Annotated in this window: 12 protein-coding genes, 3 tRNA genes and 1 pseudogene; 8 read left to right on the forward strand and 8 right to left on the reverse strand. The window is 72.4% G+C overall.

Annotation, left to right across the window (positions count from 1 at the left end; genetic code table 11):
* Window positions 1–35 precede the first annotated feature (35 nt).
* Genes purL through purS form a run of 3 tightly spaced genes read right to left on the reverse strand, consistent with a single transcriptional unit; the run spans window position 36 to window position 3,234 of the window.
* A complete protein-coding gene (purL, locus tag ABEB03_RS37800) occupies window positions 36–2,294 on the reverse strand; it encodes a phosphoribosylformylglycinamidine synthase subunit PurL (RefSeq protein ID WP_345657457.1) in 2,259 nt (752 codons plus the stop codon).
* Window positions 2,291–2,971: a phosphoribosylformylglycinamidine synthase subunit PurQ gene (purQ, locus tag ABEB03_RS37805; protein ID WP_345657460.1), complete on the reverse strand. Its 681-nt coding sequence runs from the start codon at window positions 2,969–2,971 to the stop codon at window positions 2,291–2,293. Before purQ ends, purL begins: the two co-directional genes overlap by 4 nt.
* Window positions 2,968–3,234 (reverse strand): phosphoribosylformylglycinamidine synthase subunit PurS, encoded by a 267-nt coding sequence (gene purS / locus ABEB03_RS37810; protein WP_028804522.1) that lies wholly within the window; start codon window positions 3,232–3,234, stop codon window positions 2,968–2,970. The genes purQ and purS overlap by 4 nt, the downstream gene beginning before the upstream one ends.
* A gap of 361 nt (window positions 3,235–3,595) precedes the next feature.
* On the opposite strand from purS, the gene ABEB03_RS37815 reads away from it, so the two are divergent.
* The 8 genes from ABEB03_RS37815 to ABEB03_RS37850 all read left to right on the forward strand — a co-directional run bounded on the left by ABEB03_RS37815 (window position 3,596) and on the right by ABEB03_RS37850 (window position 8,354).
* On the forward strand, window positions 3,596–3,913 hold the full coding sequence (locus tag ABEB03_RS37815; RefSeq protein WP_095935310.1) for a histone-like nucleoid-structuring protein Lsr2: 318 nt from the start codon (window positions 3,596–3,598) through the stop codon (window positions 3,911–3,913).
* Between the two features lie 142 nt (window positions 3,914–4,055).
* Window positions 4,056–4,127: transfer RNA gene (locus ABEB03_RS37820), tRNA-Gly, on the forward strand.
* 79 nt (window positions 4,128–4,206) lie between these two features.
* Window positions 4,207–4,282, forward strand: a tRNA-Gly gene (locus ABEB03_RS37825).
* Window positions 4,283–4,410: 128 nt separating this feature from the next.
* Window positions 4,411–5,397, forward strand: a complete 987-nt coding sequence (locus ABEB03_RS37830) for an ABC transporter ATP-binding protein (RefSeq protein WP_345657462.1) — start codon at window positions 4,411–4,413, stop codon at window positions 5,395–5,397.
* Entirely contained in the window at window positions 5,394–6,197 is an 804-nt protein-coding gene (locus ABEB03_RS37835) for an ABC transporter permease (protein ID WP_345657463.1), read from the forward strand. The genes ABEB03_RS37830 and ABEB03_RS37835 overlap by 4 nt, the downstream gene beginning before the upstream one ends.
* A 112-nt stretch (window positions 6,198–6,309) precedes the next feature.
* Entirely contained in the window at window positions 6,310–7,605 is a 1,296-nt protein-coding gene (locus ABEB03_RS37840; protein WP_345657464.1) for a sensor histidine kinase, read from the forward strand.
* Window positions 7,602–8,258 (forward strand): response regulator transcription factor, encoded by a 657-nt coding sequence (locus ABEB03_RS37845; RefSeq protein WP_345657465.1) that lies wholly within the window; start codon window positions 7,602–7,604, stop codon window positions 8,256–8,258. The genes ABEB03_RS37840 and ABEB03_RS37845 overlap by 4 nt, the downstream gene beginning before the upstream one ends.
* A 23-nt stretch (window positions 8,259–8,281) precedes the next feature.
* A tRNA-Gly gene (locus ABEB03_RS37850) sits at window positions 8,282–8,354 on the forward strand.
* A 215-nt stretch (window positions 8,355–8,569) separates the two neighbouring features.
* On the opposite strand, the gene ABEB03_RS37855 is transcribed toward ABEB03_RS37850, so the two are convergent.
* The 5 genes and pseudogenes from ABEB03_RS37855 to ABEB03_RS37875 all read right to left on the reverse strand — a co-directional run.
* Window positions 8,570–9,469: a phosphoribosylaminoimidazolesuccinocarboxamide synthase gene (locus tag ABEB03_RS37855; RefSeq protein WP_345657466.1), complete on the reverse strand. Its 900-nt coding sequence runs from the start codon at window positions 9,467–9,469 to the stop codon at window positions 8,570–8,572.
* Between the two features lie 111 nt (window positions 9,470–9,580).
* Entirely contained in the window at window positions 9,581–11,107 is a 1,527-nt protein-coding gene (locus tag ABEB03_RS37860) for a N,N-dimethylformamidase beta subunit family domain-containing protein (RefSeq protein ID WP_345657467.1), read from the reverse strand.
* A gap of 449 nt (window positions 11,108–11,556) precedes the next feature.
* Entirely contained in the window at window positions 11,557–13,389 is a 1,833-nt protein-coding gene (locus ABEB03_RS37865; protein WP_345657471.1) for a hypothetical protein, read from the reverse strand.
* Window positions 13,390–13,767: 378 nt separating this feature from the next.
* Entirely contained in the window at window positions 13,768–15,021 is a 1,254-nt protein-coding gene (gene purD / locus ABEB03_RS37870; RefSeq protein WP_345657468.1) for a phosphoribosylamine--glycine ligase, read from the reverse strand.
* Window positions 15,022–15,136: 115 nt separating this feature from the next.
* Window positions 15,137–15,818: pseudogene (locus ABEB03_RS37875) on the reverse strand (DNA polymerase III subunit gamma and tau); the annotation flags it as partial.

The raw sequence follows: 15,818 nt of genomic DNA on the forward strand, positions 1-15,818 counted from the left end.
GGCGGGGCCTTCCGACGTGTGCGAGCGCCTGCGGGCTACGCGAGCAGCGCCGGGATGGTCGCCTCGTGCGCCTCGCGCAGCTCCTCCAGCGAGAGCGCGAACTCGCCCTGCACGTCGACCGCGTCGCCGTCGACGACACCGATGCGGGTGACGGGCAGACCCCGCGCGCCGCACATGTCGGTGAAGCGGAGCTCCTCCGAACGCGGGACGGCGACGACCGCGCGGCCCGCCGACTCCGAGAAGAGGAAGGTGAACGCGTCCAGACCGTCGGGCACGACCAGACGCGCGCCCTTCCCGCCGAGCAGCGCCGACTCGACGACGGCCTGGACCAGACCGCCGTCGGACAGGTCGTGCGCGGAGTCGATCATGCCGTCGCGGGAGGCCGAGATGAGGATCTCGGCGAGCAGCCGCTCACGCTCCAGGTCGACCTGCGGCGGCAGACCGCCGAGGTGGTCGTGGATCACCTGCGACCAGGCCGAGCCGCCGAACTCCTCGCGGGTGTCGCCGAGCAGGTAGAGGAGCTGGCCCTCTTCCCGGAAGGCGACCGGCGTGCGCCGGGCCACGTCGTCGATCACGCCGAGGACGGCGACGACCGGGGTCGGGTGGATGGCCGCCTCGCCCGTCTGGTTGTAGAGGGAGACGTTGCCGCCGGTCACCGGGGTGCCGAGCTGCTGGCAGGCGTCGGCGAGCCCGCGGATGGCCTCCGCGAACTGCCACATGACGGCCGGGTCCTCGGGCGAGCCGAAGTTCAGGCAGTCGGAGACGGCGAGCGGCTTGGCGCCGGTCGTCGCGACGTTGCGGTACGCCTCGGCGAGGGCGAGCTGCGCACCCGCGTACGGGTCGAGCTTCGCGTACCGGCCGTTGCCGTCGGTCGCGATGGCGACGCCGAGCCCGGTCTCCTCGTCGATGCGGATCATGCCCGAGTCCTCGGGCTGCGCCAGCACCGTGTTGCCCTGCACGAAGTGGTCGTACTGCGAGGTGATCCACTTCTTGGACGCCTGGTTGGGGGAGGCCACCAGCTTCCGGACCTGGTCCTTCAGCTCCTCGGCGGTCTCCGGGCGCGGGAGCTTGTTCGCGTCGTCGGCCTGGAGGGCGTCCTGCCAGGACGGACGGGCGTACGGGCGCTCGTAGACCGGGCCCTCGTGCGCGACCGTGCGCGGGTCGACGTCGACGATCTTGCCGCCGTGCCAGTAGATCTCCAGGCGGTCGCCGTCGGTGACCTCACCGATGACGGTGGCGATGACGTCCCACTTCGCGCAGATCTCCAGGAAGCGGTCGACCTTCGCCGGCTCGACCACCGCGCACATGCGCTCCTGCGACTCGCTCATGAGGATCTCCTCGGGCGAGAGCGTGGAGTCGCGCAGCGGTACGTCGTCGAGGGTGACGCGCATGCCGCCGGAGCCGTTCGAGGCCAGCTCCGAGGTGGCGCAGGACAGACCGGCGGCGCCGAGGTCCTGGATGCCGACGACGAGCTTCTCCCGGAAGGCCTCCAGGGTGCACTCGATGAGGAGCTTCTCCTGGAAGGGGTCGCCGACCTGGACGGCGGGACGCTTCGACGGCTTGGCGTCGTCGAAGGTCTCGGAGGCGAGGATGGACGCGCCGCCGATGCCGTCGCCGCCGGTGCGGGCCCCGTAGAGGATGACCTTGTTGCCCGAGCCGGACGCCTTGGCGAGGTGGATGTCCTCGTGCCGCATGACGCCGATGGCGCCGGCGTTGACCAGCGGGTTGCCCTGGTAGCAGGCGTCGAAGACGACCTCGCCGCCGATGTTGGGCAGACCCAGGCAGTTGCCGTAGCCGCCGATGCCGGCGACCACGCCGGGCAGGACGCGCTTGGTGTCGGGGTGGTCGGCGGCGCCGAAGCGCAACGGGTCGACGACCGCGACCGGGCGGGCGCCCATCGCGATGATGTCGCGCACGATGCCGCCGACGCCGGTGGCCGCGCCCTGGTAGGGCTCGACGTACGACGGGTGGTTGTGCGACTCGACCTTGAAGGTCACCGCGTAGCCCTGGCCGACGTCGACGACACCGGCGTTCTCGCCGATGCCGACGAGGAGGGCGTCGGACTGCGGGGCCTTCTCGCCGAACTGGCGCAGATGCACCTTGGAGGACTTGTAGGAGCAGTGCTCGGACCACATGACCGAGTACATGGCGAGCTCGGCGCCGGTCGGGCGGCGGCCGAGGATCTCCACGACCCGCTCGTACTCGTCCTTCTTCAGACCGAGTTCGGCCCAGGGCAGCTCGACGTCGGGGGTCGCGGCCGCGTTCTCGACCGTGTCCAGAGGCGTGCGGCTCATGCGTTGACCAGCTTCTTGAGGATCGAGGTGAAGAAGGGGAGGCCGTCGGTACGACCGGTACCGATCAGCGGCTCGACGGCGTGCTCGGGGTGCGGCATGAGGCCGACGACGTTCCCGGCCTCGTTGGTGATGCCGGCGATGTCCCGCAGCGAACCGTTCGGGTTGAAGTCCAGGTAGCGGAAGGCGACCCGGCCCTCGGCCTCCAGCATGTCGAGCGTGCGCTCGTCGGCGACGTACCGCCCGTCCATGTTCTTCAGCGGGATGTGGATCTCCTGGCCGGCCGTGTAGTCGGCGGTCCAGGAGGTCTCCGCGTTCTCCACCCGCAGCTTCTGGTCGCGGCAGATGAAGTGGAGGTGGTCGTTGCCGAGCATCCCTCCCGGGAGGAGGTGCGCCTCGGTGAGGATCTGGAAGCCGTTGCAGATGCCGAGGACCGGCATTCCGGACTTCGCCTGCTCGATCACGGTCTCCATCACGGGCGAGAAGCGCGAGATGGCGCCCGCCCGCAGATAGTCGCCGTACGAGAAACCGCCGGGCAGCACGACGGCGTCGACCTGCTTGAGGTCCTTGTCCTTGTGCCAGAGAGCGACGGGTTCGGCACCGGCGAGCTTGATCGCGCGCTGCGTGTCGCGGTCGTCGAGGCTGCCGGGAAAGGTGACGACTCCAATACGAGCGGTCACTTTCCGGCCCCCACCTTCTCGTCCTCCACCTTGACGGTGAAGTCCTCGATCACGGTGTTGGCGAGGAAGGATTCCGCGAGTTCACGGATGCGGGCGAGCGCGGCGTCGTCCACCGGTCCGTCCACTTCCAGTTCGAATCGCTTTCCCTGACGTACGTCGGAGACACCTTCGAAACCGAGGCGCGGCAGTGCACGCTGCACCGCCTGGCCCTGGGGGTCGAGGATCTCCGGCTTGAGCATGACGTCGACTACGACGCGTGCCACTGGCACTCCCGGTGTGTGGTGCTGAGCAGGTCCCTTCAGACTACCTGCACAAAATTTCTACTCGCGTAGATTCGTAGAATCCTACGTGACCCCCATCACGATCCCGCATCGACGCGGGGACCTGCACGGAAAATCCTGGGAAAAACCGCAGAAGAACGGCAGGGGCCCATTGCCTTCGGACACGCGCAAGGTTTTAGTCGGGCTTCACAATGCAATGCCGGGCACTGTACAAAGGAATTGGCAATAGCCGATACTTTGCCCAATAACAGCCGGACAGTCGACATCTCCCCGACAACTCCGTGACGTCTGCGCACGTCATGACCGTTGATCGCAGAGGTGCCGCACGAAGGGACCGATATTCGTGGCGCAGCGTGTCGTGGTCACTCTCTTTGACGACATCGACGGCTCAGAAGCGGCGGAGACGATCGCCTTCGGACTCGACGGCAAGTCGTACGAGATCGACCTCAATCCAGCCAATGCCAAGAAACTGCGTAAGGTGCTCGCGCCCTACGTCGAGGCCGGCCGCAAGCGGGCGAAGTCCGGGAAGGCGTACACGCACACCGCGCTGACCCCCGACCCCGCCGCCGTCCGCGCCTGGGCCCGCTCCAACAAGATGGACGTGCCGCCCCGCGGACGCATCCCCAAGAAGGTCTACGAGGCGTTCACCGAGGCGCACTGACCGCACGGGTCCTCCGGGGGCGCCCGCGAGGACCCGTCACCGGGCCCTGGGAACAACCGACTTGCGCTGACCCCCCGCTGATCAGCTAAAGTCTGGAGCACGCCGAGGGGCAAGGCCGAAAGGCCGGACCCCGAGGAGTCGTGCGGGTGTAGTTCAGTAGCAGAACATCCCCCTTCCAGGGGGAAGGCGCAGTGTGCAATTCCTGTCACCCGCTCTGCACCTCTTACCGATCGGGCTTGTCGATCAGGTAGGGTGGTGCTCGCGCCGATCGGTGAGAGCCGGTCGGAGGCAATGCGGACGTAGCTCAGTTGGTAGAGCGCAACCTTGCCAAGGTTGAGGTCGCGAGTTCGAGCCTCGTCGTCCGCTCCACGGAGCAAAGGCCCCGGTCATCGACCGGGGCCTTTCTCGTGTCCGCTTCGGCGGCGACTGACATTTGTCATGCGGAGCGATGACACCGCGCACTGCCGACCCGCCCGGTCCGCGGCGACGCTGAATTCATGAACACGAACGAGCACGGCGACGTGATCGAGGTCACTGACCTGCGGCGCGTGTACGGGGGAGACGGGCGGGGCCGGGGGGCGTTCGAGGCCGTGCGTCACGTCACGTTCTCTGTCGGCCGCGGTGAGATCTTCGCCCTCCTCGGCACCAACGGCGCGGGCAAGACGTCCACCGTCGAGGTACTGGAGGGCCTCGCTCCCCCGGCCGGCGGCCGGGTACGGGTTCTCGGGCACGACCCCTACCGGGAGCGGGCCGCGGTACGGCCCCGGATCGGCGTGATGCTCCAGGAAGGCGGCTTCCCCTCCGAACTGACCGTCGCGGAGACCGTCCGGATGTGGGCGGGCTGCACCAGCGGAGCGCGCCCCACGGCCCAGGCCCTCGACCTGGTCGGCCTCACCCGGCGGGCGGGCGTACGCGTGAAACAGCTGTCCGGGGGCGAGAAGCGCCGCCTGGACCTGGCCCTCGCCCTCCTCGGCCGCCCCGAGATCCTCTTCCTCGACGAGCCGACCACCGGACTCGACACCGAAGGGCGACACAGCACCTGGGAGTTGGTGCGCGCACTGCGCGACGGCGGCACCACGGTGCTGCTGACCACCCACTACCTGGAGGAGGCGGAGGAACTCGCCGACCGGCTCGCGATCCTCCACGAGGGGCGCGTCGCGGCCTCCGGCACACCCGCCGAGGTCACCGGCACCCAGCCGGCCCGCATCTCCTTCGAACTGCCCGACGGCTATCACCTCGGAGACCTGCCCCCGCTCGCCCGGCTCGGCGTGTCCGGCCACGAGACGGCCGGCCGCGCCGTACGCCTGCGCACCGACACCCCGCAGCGGACCGCCACCGCGCTGCTGCAGTGGGCGGACCGGGCACAGGTCGAACTGCGCCGGCTCGACGTGCGCTCCGCCTCCCTGGAGGAGGCCTTCCTGCGGATCGCCCGGGACGCGGCGGCACACGGCACGGACCACCGGGACAAGGAGACGGCGGCATGAGCGCAACGACGGCGGGCCCCGGCCGGGCGCCGGCGAGGACCACGGCCGCGGCACGGCTCCGCGCGCTCGCACGTGCCGAGCTGACCCTGCTGGGCCGCACGAAGGCGACGCTGGCGACCGCCGTGTCCGTGCCGCTCCTGATGCCGTTCATGTTCCGCTCGACGGTCGACGGGATGGACTTGAAGGGCACCGGACTGACGGTCGGCTCCGTGCTGCTGCCCTCCTCGATCGGCTTCTCCCTCCTCGTCGCCGTCTACAGCTCGCTCGTGAGCGTGTACGCGGCCCGGCGGGAGGAACTCGTCCTCAAACGACTGCGCACCGGGGAGTCGCGCGACGCGGAGATCCTCGCCGGGGCGGCCCTGCCGTCGGTGGCGATCGGTCTCGCCCAGTGTCTGGTCCTGACCGTCGCCTACGTCGTGACGCTCGACGTCGGGGCACCGGCATCACCCCACCTCGTCGTGCTGGGCCTGCTGTTGGGGCTGGTGACCTGGCCCGCGCTGGCCGCGGTCACCGCGAGCTTCAGCAGGAGCGTGGAGGGTGCCCAGGTGGCCGCCCTGCCGCTGATGATGGTGTCGCTGCTCGGCTCCGGCACCTTCATCCCGCTGGAGACCCTGCCCGACCGGCTGGCCTCGTTCTGCGAACTCCTCCCGCTCACCCCGGTGATCACCCTGCTCCGGGGCGGCTGGACCGGGCACCTCTCCGCGCACGACACCCTGGGCGCCGTGGGCACGGCGGTGGCCTGGACCGCGCTCGCGGTGTTTGCTGTACGACGGTGGTTCCGCTGGGAGCCGCGGCGATGACCGGGAGGGAGCCGGGCGCGCCAGCTGCGGAACCGGCGGGCACGAGCCGGGCCGGACGGCCGAGGGCGGGAACGGGAACGAGCGGGCCGCACGGCCGGTTGCGGGGGTGCACATGAGCGGGCCGGACGGCTGGTGGCGGGCGAAGAGCACGCCCGCGAAGGTCGAGACGTACACCCGGTGGTCGTTCCACTCCTTCGCGGTGATCGAGGCCGTCACGCTCGCTCTCCCCCTCTTCGGAAGCCTCTCGCCCGTGCCGGCCTGGCTGCTGTTCCTGCTGGTGTGCGGCCACTCCGCGCTGTGCGCGGCGACCTCCTCGCGGGCGCTGGACTGGATACGCGGCACCCGGAAGCAGCCCCGGCGGCTCGCGGCCGCGCTGGCCGTCGCCACGTTCGCGGTCGCCCTCGTCGCGCTCACTCTGGAGGGGACCGACTGGCGTCCGGCGACCGACGCCGAGGCCCGGGTGGGCACCACGCTCTTCGTCGGCGTCATCGCCTTCGGCGCCGGCACCCTCGCACTCGCCACGCGCAACCGGCGGCGGATGACCCATGTGGTGCTCGGCGCCGGCGCGGGCGCGGGGTCCGTCTCCTTCCCCCTCGGCCTCCCCGGCCCCGCCGCGCTCGTCACGGCCGGGGTGGTGCTGCTCGCCGCGGGGTTCCTCACCTTCACCGCCGCGTTCTCGGTCTGGCTGCTCAACGCCGTCTACGAACTCGACGAGGCGCGCGAGACCCGTGCCCGTCTCGCCGTCGCCGAGGAGCGGCTGCGGTTCGGACGCGACCTGCACGACGTGATGGGCCGCAACCTCGCGGTGATCGCGCTCAAGAGCGAGCTCGCCGTGCAGCTGACGCGGCGCGGCCGGCCCGAGGCCGTGGAGCAGATGGTCGAGGTGCAGCGGATCGCCCGCGACTCCCAGCGTGAGGTGCGCGAGGTCGTCCGCGGCTACCGCGACGCCGACCTGGGCTCCGAACTCGCGGGCGCACAGGGCGTACTGTCGGCCGCCGGCCTCGACTGCGAGGTGACCGGCTCGGCGGCCGGACTGCCCGCGCAGGTCCAGTCGGCGCTCGGCTGGGTCGTACGGGAGGCGACCACCAATGTGCTCAGGCACGGGGACGCCGGGCGGTGCGCCGTCTCGCTGCGCCGGTCGGAGGGCCGGGTGACGCTCACCGTCGAGAACGACGGGGCACCGGTGGTGACGGACTCCGGACGGCCGGGCGACGGTTCCCCGCCCCGGCCGGGATCCGGGCTCGCCGGGCTGCGGGAGCGGCTCGGGGCGGTGGACGGGGTGCTGCGGGCCGGGCCCGCCGGTGACGGAGTGTTCCGGCTCACGGCCGAGGTACCCCTCCCGCCGGTCCAGGACCGACGGTCCTCGCCGTCCTCCGTTCCGCGACACATCAGTGAGGTCACCCCATGACATCCGTACCGCCCACCACACTCGTCACACCAGCCCCATCCGTTCGGCCCGTACGGCTGCTGCTCGCCGATGACGAACACCTCATCCGGGGAGCGCTCGCCGCGCTGCTGGCACTGGAGGAGGACCTGGTCGTCGTCGCCGAGGCGGCGACCGGGCCCGAGGCGCTGGCGATGGCGCGGGCCCACGAACCCGATGTCGCCGTCCTGGATCTTCAGATGCCGGGGGCGGACGGTGTGAGGGTGGCCACATCGCTGCGGGCCGAACTGCCCGGCTGCCAGGTGCTGATCGTGACGAGTCACGGACGGCCGGGGCATCTGAAGCGAGCGCTTGAGGCGGGTGTGCGCGGGTTCGTCCCGAAGACGGTCAGCGCACAGCGGCTCGCCGAGATCATCCGCACGGTGCACGCCGGAAACCGTTACGTGGACCCCGAGTTGGCCGCCGACGCGATCTCCGCCGGGGACTCGCCACTGACGCCTCGCGAGGCCGAGGTGCTCGAATTCGCCGCCGACGGGGCGCCCGTCGCGGAGATCGCGGAGCGGGCCGCGCTGTCCCAGGGAACCGTGCGCAACTACCTGTCCTCGGCCGCCTCCAAGCTGGGGGCGGAGAACCGGCACGCTGCGGTGCGTCTCGCACGTGAGCGAGGTTGGGTATAGTAGCTGTCGCGCCACGGCGCAATGCGGACGTAGCTCAGTTGGTAGAGCGCAACCTTGCCAAGGTTGAGGTCGCGAGTTCGAGCCTCGTCGTCCGCTCCGGTGACAAGCCCCCGATCTGTCTCAGGTCGGGGGCTTCGTCGTATGCCCGGGAGCCGGGTGTTCCTGCTGCGGGCCGCGGGTGCGCCGGGGAGCGGGTGCGCCCGCGCCGGGGAGCCGGGGCACGGCCACCCGCACGCCACGAGACGGAGCGCCGCCGCACGTGCGGCGGGACCCGGCTCGTCGCCGGGTCCCGTCGGGAGTCGCGCCGGGGGCTACGACCAGCTGGTGCCCGTCAGACGCTCGTACGCCTCGATGTACTTGGCGCGGGTCGCCTCCACCACCTGCGGCGGCAGCGCGGGCGGCGGCTGCTCGCTCCTGCGGTCCCAGCCGGACTCGCCGGAGGTCAGCCAGTCCCGGACGAACTGCTTGTCGAAGGACGGCTGGGCGTGGCCCGGCTCCCACGCGTCGGCGGGCCAGAAGCGGGAGGAGTCCGGGGTCAGCACCTCGTCGGCCAGCACGAGCGTCTCCCCGTCGAAGCCGAACTCGAACTTGGTGTCCGCGAGGACGATGCCCCGCTCACGGGCGATGTCGCGGGCACGGCCGTAGACGTCGAGGGTCGTCCGGCGCAGCTGGGCCGCCGTGTCGGCGCCCACCTGCCGGGCCACCTCCTCGTACGACACGTTCTCGTCGTGCTCACCGACCTCGGCCTTGGTGGCCGGGGTGAAGATCGGCGAGGGCAGCTCCGAGCCGTCGACGAGGCCTTCGGGGAGGGCGAGGCCGCACACGGTCCGGGACTCCTGGTACTCGGCGAGGCCGGAACCGGTGAGATAGCCGCGTGCGACGCACTCCACCGGGACCATCCGCAGCGACTTGCAGATCAGGGTCCGGCCCTCCCAGTCGGCGGGGGCGCCCGGCGGGAGCTCGGCACTCAGCACGTGGTTGGGCGCCAGCTCGGCGAGCTGGTCGAACCACCACAGCGAGAGCCGGGTGAGGGTGCGGCCCTTGTCGGGGATCTCCGTGGGCAGCACCCAGTCGTAGGCGGAGATACGGTCGCTGGCGACCATCACGAGGTCGCCCGCCTCGTTCTGGTACAGGTCGCGCACCTTGCCGGTGTGCAGATGCACCAGACCCGGCACCTGAAGGGGCTCGGGCTTTTCGACGAATCCGGACACGGTTCCTCCCCGTGGTTCTGTCCAAGTGGCTCGATTCTCCCGTATGCCGGGAGCGGCTCCGGCCACGGGGGTGCCGGACGGCGCGCGGCACGCCCGGCGTCCGGCGCCCGGTCAGTCGCGTTTGCAGATGCGGTCGAGGAGGTTGGCCGTGGCTCGCTGGATACGGGTGTCCACGTGCCCGGGACGGTCGAGTGCCGGGGACCATGCGAACGTTCCGGATGCGAAGACGAGGGCGCCGGACGGGGCCCGGTACAGGGAGGTCTCCTGGTGACGGACCGTTCCCTCACTGTCCTCGTAAGGGGAGTGGGCGAGCAGGATCCGGCCCTGGTGCTCGGGCAGCGGGGTGCGCGGGAAGTACCGGTCGGCCTCGCCGGCGACCATGCCCTCCAGTTCGTCGCCCTCGTGCGCGCCGGTCGCCTCCCACAGCCAGTGATCGGCGTTGCGGACGACCAGGGGGTGGGGCTCGGGTACCCGCCCCGCGTACTGGATGCCGATGATCTGCTGCTCCGGGCGGTCGATCTCCCGCCACAGGGCCGGCCTTCCGGGGCCGCGGCGCTTGCGGCAGGTCAGCAACCGGTCGGCGACACCCGACGGGGAGGGCCCCAACTCCACCTGCCAGTACATGGTGTTGGCGGAGAGGAAGACGAGCGAGGTGCCGTGCTCGCGGGCGAGTTCCACGGTGCGGCGCATGTGCGCGGACCAGTACTCGTCGTGGCCCGGGAAGACCAGGCCGCGGTAGCGCGAGGGGTCGACGCGGCCGGCGTGCAGGTCGCGGGCGTCGGCGTACGCGAGGTCGTAGCCGTAGCGCTCGGCCCAGCGGATGAAGTCGTAGGCGTGGCCGACGTGCAGGGGCAGGCCCGCGCCCGCGTACGGCCGGTCGAAGGAGACCGTCGTCGCGGCGTCCGCCTCGCCGAGCAGCCGGCCGGCCTCGTCCCACGCGTGGTACAGACTGGCGCCCGTGTGACCGTCCTCCGGGTACAGGTTGTACGCCTGCCAGGTGACGTCAGGGAGCAGGAGCAGCAGGTCCGCGGGGTGGTTGTCGCGGATGGTGAACGGCACGTGGGAGCGATAGCCGTCGAGGGTGGTGAGCACGGCGACATAGGCGCCGATGCTCCAGTACGACGGGATCTGGAGCCGCCAGGACAGCCACCAGTGGTGGCAGGAGACCGTGCGGTCGGCGGTGAGCGGCGGGGGCTGGACGATGCCGGACAGCCGCGGGCTGGTGGTGATCTTGCTGGCGCCGTCGCCTCCGTAGTGCCCGATGCGGTAGATGTCGACGCTGAATTCCTGGGGCGGGTCGACGGTGATGTGGAAGTCGATGGCCTCGCCGGGCGCCGCCGCGCCGGTGGAGGTGAAGCCCTTGATCTGGCGGTGGACGTCGTCGGCGGAGCGGGGGCCGCCGGCCCGGGGGTGCGGAATGGCCCGCACGGCTCGCGCCTTCGCGTCCCGCTCGTCGCGCACGAGGGTGGCGCCGTGGGCCGGGTCGATGTGGTCGATGTACCAGGGGACGACGTGACCGGTGTCGTCGAAGTAGTGCTCGTCGCCGCGGAGCCACGGGACGGGACCCTGGCCGAAAGGATCCGTCACGGCGTGCGCGAGCGCGCCCGACTCCCAGCGGCGAATCTGCTCCGACCCCATGCCTGCTCCCCTCCCTCGTGCCCCCGTCGTCTGTCTGTAAGCCCTTGCCCTGTGCGCGATCGGTCCCAGCACATCACATTACGCACGCACTCCGTCACCGTTCGTCGCGAATTGACGCGAGTGGAACCCTGGGCTCCGCCCGTGCGTACGGGTCGCGGGCCCGTCCCGTCGCCGCGTCCGGGCCCGTTCGGGGCGCCACGACGAGGCCGCCCCGCCCGGACCGCGGGTGCGGGCCGAGCCGGCGGGAGCCGGGCGGACCGGGACACACGGGGCGAAAAATCGCCGACGCCCGCCGCCGTCCCGGGCGAGCCGCGCGCCGCGGACGGGAGCGAGCCCCGGGCGAGGCGCGCGCCCCGGGCGGGCGAGAACGGCCGGGAACCGCCGGGTCGGCACGCGCCGCCGCACCCGTGCAGGCAACAGGCGCCGTCGAGCCGGCAGGCGTCCTCGGGTCAGACGAGGCGTACGGGCTTCTCGGGCCGGACGCCGAGGTGCGAGAGCCACTCCCGCAGGGGGCCGGGATCCCCCGTCTCGACGAGGGTGCGGACACGTGGTCCGAGGTCGCCGGCCCGCTCGCCGCCGACGAGCAGGGAGGGCCCGTCCAGCCAGTCGAGACCGGGCGCCGCCCCCACCGTGTCCATCGCGGAACAGCACACCATCGCCGTGACGTGGTCGGCCAGCAGTTCCCGGCCGGTCCTGGGCGGCTGGAGGGGGAAGAGGGGAAGCGTCCCGTCGTCCCACAGCGCCCGGTCCGGGTCCTGCTGCTCCGCGCCCCCGCCCGGTGCGGGCGCCGCGGCCGGAGCCACGGTCTCCTCACGGGCGAGCTCCGCGGTGAGCCCGGCCGCCAACGCGGCCGAACGCTCGCTCCCGAGGCCGAGCTCGTCCTCGTCCATCCCCATCCCCGCGTACGCCGCCGGGCCCCCGACGGTGCCGTCATCGGCGTCCGGACCTGCCGTGGGCCGGTCCTCCGGCGGCACGGAGAGGTGGTCCATCACCCTCGCCAGCGTCGGCCCCTCCGGGTCGGGTGCCGCCGGGTCCGCCGACTGCCGGATGCCCAGTGCGTCCAGCACGCGGTGCAGGCGGGCCGCGTCGGTGCGCCACTTCCGGTCGACGACCTCGTCCGGGTACTCCTGCCAGTCCACCGGCGCCCAGTCCGGACCCGGTTCGGCGGGACCGCCGTGGAAGAGGCGGGCGGCGAGGAGAGAGGTCGCCTCGTCTATCGCGCCGGGCTCTTCGAGCAGGTCGCATGCGGGGCGCTCGCCGAGACGGGAGGCGAATCCCTCGGCCAGACGGTCGCGGCGGGACAGTTCGGTGAGGGCCGCGACCACGCCGGCGTCCAGCCGGGACGGCCAGCGGCCCATCCGCCAGGCGGGCAGCGCGACGCGGGTCAGCAGCCGGTCCCAGCCCGCGTACGCCAGGCCCACCTGTTCCTGGGCGACGATCCGCAGGCCGTAGTCCACAGCCTGTGCACGCTCGGCCGCCGCGGCCGCCACACCGCGCTCCATCTCGGCCGCGTGGCCGCGGCAGCTGCGCAGCAGCAGACGGGTCACCCAGCCGACACCCGCGCGGACCGTCCGGGACAGGGAGCCGCCGGCGGGCGCCGAGGTCACGGCCACCGCCGCGTCCAGGCCCCGTACGAATCGGCGGGCCGCGGCTATGTCGGGTTGCGCGGACGGGCCCGTCCCGGCGACCACCGGGGCGAGGACCGCGCGCAGCTCGCCGACCCGCATCCACCACAGGAAGGGGGAGCCGATGACGAGGACGGGGGCCGAGGGGGAGCGGCGCGACCGTGCGGACAGGCCCCGTACGCCTTGGGCTCCGCGTATGCCGCGCAGTGCGTCCAGGCCGTCCTTCTCGTCCCGCTCCGCGGGGGGCGGGCCGTGCGCCGGATGCGTACGGTCCTCCAGCCAGCTGTCGCAGTCGGGGGTGAGCGCTATCGCGGAGGGGGCCGGCACGTCGAGGCGGTCGGCCAGGTCGCGGACCATGCGATACAGGTCCGGGGCGGATTCCTCGGCGATCGGGACCGTGGGGCTGACGGCGGGCCGGGCCCTGGCGACGACGAGGGCGATGCCCGCGGCCGCGAGGAGGACGACGACGGCCAGGACCGTCACGACCCAGCGCGTGACGCCCCAGTGCCCGCCGACGATGTGGCCGGTGGAGCCGCCGACGAGCAGCACGACGGCGACGGCCGCGGGCAGCAGGGCGACGGCCAGCGCTCTGCTGCGGATGCGCAGCACGGCGAGAGCCCGGGAGCGCGCTGCCTGCGCGCCCACCTCCACACCCATACCGGTCACGACCGGACGTCACCCCCTACGTGTCCGTCCGGCACCGGCTGTCGCACAGCCCGTGCCGACGGATGTCCTGGCGTTGCTCACTCCCCCACTGTGGCACCCGCCACGGACATCGCAATGCCGGTGGGCCAAGTGCCGGAACGCTTTCGCCGCACCCTAGTTGGGGCCCCGGTCCCCGTCAGCCGGATAGGACATCGGTCACTCGATGGAATGGCTTTGGGGAAAGGTGAATGACAGTGGGCAATGATCAGGCCCCGGATTCCTTGCGGAGTCCGGGGCCCTGGGCCTCGCACGACGGCGGCGGCCCGCACGAGCGGAGCGGGACGCCCGGGCCGGCAAAGAGGGCCCGGGACGACCTGAGGCGACCGGGGGTCAGGCCTCCGCGGCGGCCTTCGCCGCGATGTCCGTACGGTGCTGCGAACCGTCGAGGCCGATCCGGGCGACCGCCGCGTAGGCGCGCGCACGGGCCTCGGTGAGGTCGATGCCGGTCGCCGTGACGGACAGCACCCGGCCGCCCGCGCTGACCACGGCCTCGCCGTCACGCTTCGTCCCGGCGTGCAGGACGTACGCGTGCGGGGCGTCCTGGGCGGCGACCTCGTCGAGTCCGGTGATCGGGTCCCCGGTGCGCGGGGTCTCCGGGTAGTTGTGCGAGGCCACGACCACGGTCACGGCCGCGTCGTCGCTCCAGCGCAGCGGTGCCATGTCGGCGAGGGTGCCGTCGGCCGCGGCGCGCAGCACACCCGCGAGGGGGGTCTTCAGGCGGGCGAGGACCACCTGGGTCTCCGGGTCGCCGAAACGGGCGTTGAACTCGATGACCCGGACGCCGCGGCCGGTGATCGCCAGACCGGCGTAGAGGAGGCCCGAGAAAGGCGTGCCGCGGCGGCGGAGTTCGTCGACGGTCGGCTGGAGGACGGTCTGCACGACCTCCTCGACGAGCTTCGGGTCCGCCCAGGGCAGCGGCGAGTACGCGCCCATGCCGCCGGTGTTCGGGCCCTCGTCGCCGTCCAGGGCGCGCTTGAAGTCCTGGGCGGGCTGGAGCGGGACGACCGCCTCGCCGTCCGTGATCGCGAACAGGGAGACCTCGGGGCCGTCGAGGAACTCCTCGATGACCACGCGGTCGCACGCGTTGGCGTGCGCGCGGGCCTGCTCCAGGTCGGCGGTCACGACGACACCCTTGCCGGCCGCGAGCCCGTCGTCCTTCACGACGTACGGGGCTCCGAAGGCGTCGAGCGCCTCCTCGACCTCCTCCGGCGTCGTGCACACGTAGGAGCGGGCGGTGGGCACGTCCGCCTCCGCCATCACGTCCTTGGCGAAGGCCTTGGAGCCCTCCAGCTGCGCGGCCTCCTTCGAGGGGCCGAAGCAGGGGATACCCGCCGCGCGCACGGCGTCGGCGACACCCGCGACGAGCGGGGCCTCCGGGCCCACCACCACCAGCTCGGCGCCGAGCTCGGTGGCCAGCGCGGCGACGGCGGCACCGTCGAGGGCGTCGACCGCGTGCAGCTCGGCCACCTCCGCGATGCCTGCGTTCCCGGGGGCGCAGTGCAGGGCGGTGACGTCGGGGTCGAGGGACAGGGAACGGCACAGGGCGTGTTCGCGGGCGCCGCTACCGATGACGAGGACCTTCACGGGGTCAGCCTAACCGCCGGGGGCCGATGCCTTTGTGGGGGCTTCCGAAGCGAAGGGCCTCGGACGTTGGTGGGATCCTCCAGAAGAAGGGGTGCCGACGCGGCGCGGACCACCGTCACTCGTTCGAGAACTCCTCCACCACGGTCGCCCCCAGTTCGCGGACGATCAGGTCGTGGCCGGAGAGGGCCGACTCGTCGAGGTCGGGGTCGTCGTCCTCGGGGATGTCGTCCTCGATGGAGACGGGGGGCGGCTCCGGAGCCGGAGGGGGCGTCGGAGCGGGAGCGGGGGCCGCGGCCGGGGCGTGGCTCGCGGACGGGCCGCCCTGCGGGCGCGGGGCCGGGGCGGGGGGCTGCTGGGCGGCCGGGCGCGGAGCGGCCGGAGCCCCGCCGTACCCGCCGCCACCGCCGAAGCCCGGGTTCGCGGGGGCCGACGGCGCCGAGCCGCCCGAGGCGTCGACGATCGCCTCGATCTTCCACTGGATGTTGAACTGCTCGGACAGTGCCTGGCGCAGCACGTCCTCGCTGCCGCTGCTCGCGAAGTTGTCCCGCGCGCCCGCGTTCACGAAGCCGATCTGCAGGGTGGTGCCGTCGAAGCCGGTCACGGCCGCGTTCTGGCTGAGCAGGATCCAGGTGAAGCGGCGGCGGTTCTTCACCGCCTCCAGGATGTTCGGCCACAGCTGGCGGGGGTCGATGCCGCCGGCGGCCGGGGTGGGTGCGGGTGCGGCGGCCGGGGCCTGCGCGGCGGGCTCGGCGGCGGCCGGAGCAAGCGGCGGCTGAGGCTGGCCGCCGCCGAGGTGC

Source organism: Streptomyces siamensis, assembly GCF_039543605.1.
Classification (GTDB): domain Bacteria; phylum Actinomycetota; class Actinomycetes; order Streptomycetales; family Streptomycetaceae; genus Streptomyces; species Streptomyces siamensis.